Raw genomic sequence first — 4,597 nt, 5'->3', positions numbered from 1 at the left:
GCTGTTAGATTTTAACCACTGAATGGCATAGCCATTAAATTGATATAATCGCTCTGCATCACGATTAAAGTAATCATCTAGCCTTTGCGAAAATATCGAAATATAACCAAGAAGGTCAAGCGCAAAACGTGTCGGACGACGTTGATTAAGCATGCCATAGGCTGGCAATATTTGCTCGTTGAGATAATCGCGTAACTCCTTAAATCCACGATCGTTTCCTTTTTTCTCTAAATCATTTTTAGCGGAAACTAAAAATATTGCATCAGCAACCTCAGACAAACGCTCACGCTTATCTTGGAGTGCCTCTTCGTATTCACTATCATCAACCGTGTCAGCGTAGTTGATAACTGCTAAAATTCGGCTATCTGAATTACGCCTGCGAAAAGTTTTTAACGCTTGATGATCTTGACTGCGCGGCCCTTCAACATGCATCACCCAAAGTAAAACATCCGCTTCATCAATTAGCGGCTGGCTAACAATACTATCTTCTTTAGAAAAATCCAGACCAGGGGTGTCAATAATAGCGCACCATTTCAAAAAAGGATGCCCCGGGTAACACACATCAATACGTTGAATATTTTCCCGTTGCCGTAGACCAAAGTCTTGGATTTTTTGGTGAACATCATCCGCTTTCTGGTAGTTCTCATGCACGACGCGCCCATCGTGAAAGATTACCTTTAGATGTTGGTGTTCGCCATCACGGATACAGTTTACCGTGACTGTTTCACGTTTAACGTTTGTCGGCATCCAGCGTTCACATAAAAAAGCATTAATCAGTGTAGATTTGCCTGAGTTCCAGCTACCGGCGACTACCATTGATACTTGAGTATCTGCTAGTTTTTTTCGGATAGATTGAATTTTCGCAATCAATTCCAACCGTTCGTTTTCTATCGCCGCATCAGCAAGACAAATCTCTCGCAAACAACGTTGTGCGTCTGCCAGACGACGGACATAAACATTATCGCTGTGCGGCCAATGTGTATAGTCGCTATCGCGTCCAGGCTTAAAAAATGCTTCTATTTGTTTAGCAATCATTTTATTTATTAAACTATGCTAGTTAACTCAGCTAGGAACGGTCTCAAGCATCTAACGGGGCGGCACTAGGCGCCCCCGAAGAGTACTCAGTCGCTGCTCCTCGCATCGCAAGCTGTTAATGTCCGTATCAAGTGTTATCAAATCAGTCTGTGCGATCAACAGTTCTAGTTTCTTTCCCTTGTCTTCAACTTCTTTCTCAATTTGCTGCCAGACCTGACTAATATATTCATCAAGCTGATTACCTAATTCTCGCTCAAGAATTTTACAATCGAGCCGGATTTTATTTTGCGCCTCTATTAAAAAAGCTTCATGGTCTTTTGCTTTCTGCTGCTCGGCTGCTTTTTTTGCGCTATAAGCAATAGCAATACCTCCGGCAACGGCAGGAATTGCCCAAGGCGCTAGCGCACTAGCAAAAACGGCTAAGCCTGACTGCCCTGCTACTAAACTACCCCACAGACTAATTTGGGTAGCCGTAGCCACCTGAACCGCACCGATCAATGCACCCCCACCTGCTAGGGCAGCTACGCCACCTGTTACCATGCCCGTTTTTATTAGCATTTGACGAGAATTGTCGCTATTCAAATTAGTGAGTTGCTCTAGGTTTTCGGGGTTTATTCCCGCCAACAGGCTTATGCGTCGTTGCAACAGTTCACTAGCATGTCGTTGTAGTTTTCCAGAAAGTCGTTCACATTGATCGCGAAAAAAGTCTGCAAGCTCAATACGAATATTATCAACGCTCAGTTTTACTAAACGCAGATCCCGCAGTTTTTGTTGGCCTTGTTCCAAAATGTTGCGCACCTCTACCTTGAGTTCATCGTGCAATTCTTCCTGCATAGTTGTGGTTGAATCACGTTGTCGCACGAGTTCCTCACCTAATTCTCGTAGTTGCTCCCTCGCTATACGCAACTGACTTTCATTGCCATCTTTCTTGGCTTGAATTTCTTTCAAACGCTGACGACAGATGAGCAACCACCCATCAAGATGCTGAATCAAAACAGTTTGGTGATAGCGTACAATTTCGTCTAAACGTTCCTCGGCAACAAAATGCAATAGGCGCTCTCGTAGATCTTCTAATCCCTGACCATCCTTGGCTGAAACAGCAAAAATGCGTTCTTCTGCACTAATGTGACTGTTTTGATATAGGCGGATAAAGCGTTGTCGCAAATCGTCAAGCACCTCCTGTTGTTCTTCTCGATTACGCGCATCAGCCTTATTGACTACTAGAAAAAACTTTTTCCCAGTATTCCCTATGTGTTCATCGATAAAACGCTGCTCTGATTCAGTCAAAGGTTGGGTCATTGTCAATACCATGACCACGGCATCGCTCTGACGGATCGCGGTATAAGTAGCATTGACAAACTGATCATCAATATCTTCAGTGCCGATGCTGTCCACCAGTTGCACGCCGTCCTTAAAAAAGTGACCATCCGGCCAATCAAGCTGATAAGCACCAGTTTCTTCGTATTCGACAGCACCAAGATGCGTAGTGTGTTGCTTGATGGCTGCAGCAATGTCTTCCACTGTGCTTCCAGGTGCTGCCAATGGTAAACGCTTCAGGTTTTCACCCTCAGCCTTTACTAGCCACAACGCTGGCTGCTCACCATATCTGATATACATCAGCCGCGCGGTAGTTGGTTTAAGAGCGACAGTCAGTACATCAGTCATCAAAAACAGGCGATTGATGAGCATTGATTTACCGGCTGAAAAACGCCCGATGAAGGCAATCTGAAAAGCTTCATTTAGCAACCGTTGTGCCTGTGTTTGCAATTCAGCGCGCGCTGCTTCGTCGATAAGCGGTCCTGGCTGATCGTGCAATTCACGATAAATGGTGAGCAGTTCTGAGCGTTGCTTAAATTGCGCGGACATCGCTATCTCTCCCCAATCAAGTTATTCACTTAAAATGATGAGCGCTCAACGCACTATCGATTTGATCAAGCAACGCCTCTTGCTCAATCATGTCAGTGGTATCGCGAAGTTGTCGGTAGGATTGTTCAAGCGCCTCAACGCCGTTGATTTGCGAGAGTGATTTTTCAGTCACGGTTTCCACAGTCTCACGCAGATAATCGATGACCTGATCACGATAACTGCTCAACGTTCGCGCTACTGTCATGCTCACCGTTTGCCGATAAGCGCCTGTTGCCATCATCTTTGCTCCATCAACTGCCCGATCAAATAATCCAGTGCGGTCGAACTTTGTCAATCCGAGATCGCGTGCTTTGAAAGCCAGATATCCCAATACCAGGGTCGGCACACTCAGCCAGCCAAAAAATGCGATGGAACCAATGGTCGCAAGTGGCAGCAAATTTTCAGCGCTGACTTTCGCTAATGGTGAATCGTAAACTGGCAGTTCGGCAGCTAAGTCACGCAGTAAATCAGTCGAAAAGGCTTGCGCACAATCCACATCAGCTTGGAGCGTGTTCATCAACTCTTGCAGACGAGTCTGGACTACAGGTGTGAACTGCTTTTCAAGCACCCCTTGAATAGTTTCTTGCAAAGTCCCTTTGGATTGCAAATCCTCTAAACTCATCGTTCCAATCAGCTTCTCGACTTCGGCGCTCGTTTGATCTGCGGCATTGCGAACCTGATCGACCGTCTCACGCAAGCGCTGACGATATTGCTCGCGCAACCGCGCACGTTGTTCGCGCTCCTTGATTCGAGCGGTAGCGATCTGCTTTTCTAAGCGCAAGGTATCTTCCTTGCGTTCGCCGCGTTGCAAATTAAGCAGAACACGACGACGATCCGCTTCCTGGCGCAACTGAAAGGCAATTTGTTTGCATAAACGCTGGCGGCGATCATTCAGCAGTCGCGGCTGAGCGATGCGCAGTTGTTCATAAAAATGCTTTTTGAAATTGGCCACGCTTGCGACATCTCGAGTCGCGAGCATAAACAGGCGCTCGGCAGCAGTGGTACCGAATTGCGCACGATAACGGGCCAAAATCTCGGCTTTCTGCTCAGCACCATCGAGTAGATCGACATGGGTGACGACAAAATAGATGTCTTCCAGGTTGCCTTTGGTCAACAGAACTTGACTGATGAACTCAATCTGGGTCTGATTGATGACCGAACCGGTAGCTTGCAATACAAACACGACGATATCCGCTTGCACTGTTGCGGCGCGGGTTGATGCAGTTTGATCGTCGTCGTTGAAGCCTGGTGTGTCGACAAAGACAACGCCAGGCGGAATCTCCAAACCTGCTGCGTCCAGACAGATCTCGCTAAGATTCTCAGTAGACCGATGCAATGCATCTAGCGCGGCTTGCCCGTTCAAGACTGTCTGCTCGCCGGACGCATCGGTGAGTTTGGCCTCGGGCTGATCAGCCTCGGCATGGCGCAGACGCACCACAGTTTTAGTGGTTGGTGTCGGTCGTGCTGGCAGAGTGACGCCGGTTAGCTCATTGAGTAACGAGCTTTTCCCGGCATTCCATTCTCCAACAAAGGCACAAACCAAGTCGCCAGTTGGGAGTGGCGCTTCAAGACCAAGGCGTTGTCCAAGTTCATATACAGATTCGCAGTGTTCCATGATCGCTCCAAAGTTTATCGCAAATCGATTATCTTCCTCGAC

The 4,597-nt window shown here is 47.0% G+C and carries 3 protein-coding genes; all 3 read right to left on the bottom strand.

Going from position 1 to position 4,597, the window contains the following annotated elements:
* Window positions 1–1,035: dynamin family protein (locus VBE63_RS24965; RefSeq protein ID WP_323685714.1), on the bottom strand; the 1,035-nt coding region annotated here is incomplete at its 3' end.
* A gap of 51 nt (window positions 1,036–1,086) precedes the next feature.
* Window positions 1,087–2,901: a dynamin family protein gene (locus tag VBE63_RS24960; protein ID WP_323685713.1), complete on the bottom strand. Its 1,815-nt coding sequence runs from the start codon at window positions 2,899–2,901 to the stop codon at window positions 1,087–1,089.
* 25 nt (window positions 2,902–2,926) lie between these two features.
* Window positions 2,927–4,597 (bottom strand): dynamin family protein (locus VBE63_RS24955; protein WP_323685712.1); only part of this gene is annotated, 1,671 nt, incomplete at its 5' end.

It is taken from the genome of Lamprobacter sp., from assembly GCF_034860625.1.
Taxonomy (GTDB): Bacteria; Pseudomonadota; Gammaproteobacteria; order Chromatiales; family Chromatiaceae; genus Lamprobacter.
This window is presented reverse-complemented; position numbering and strand designations above follow the sequence as displayed.

Excerpts from the sequence above, each read along its gene's own strand:
- VBE63_RS24960 (WP_323685713.1), bottom strand. The coding sequence starts at position 2,901 with ATGTCCGCGCAATTTAAGCAACGCTCAGAACTGCTCACCATTTATCGT.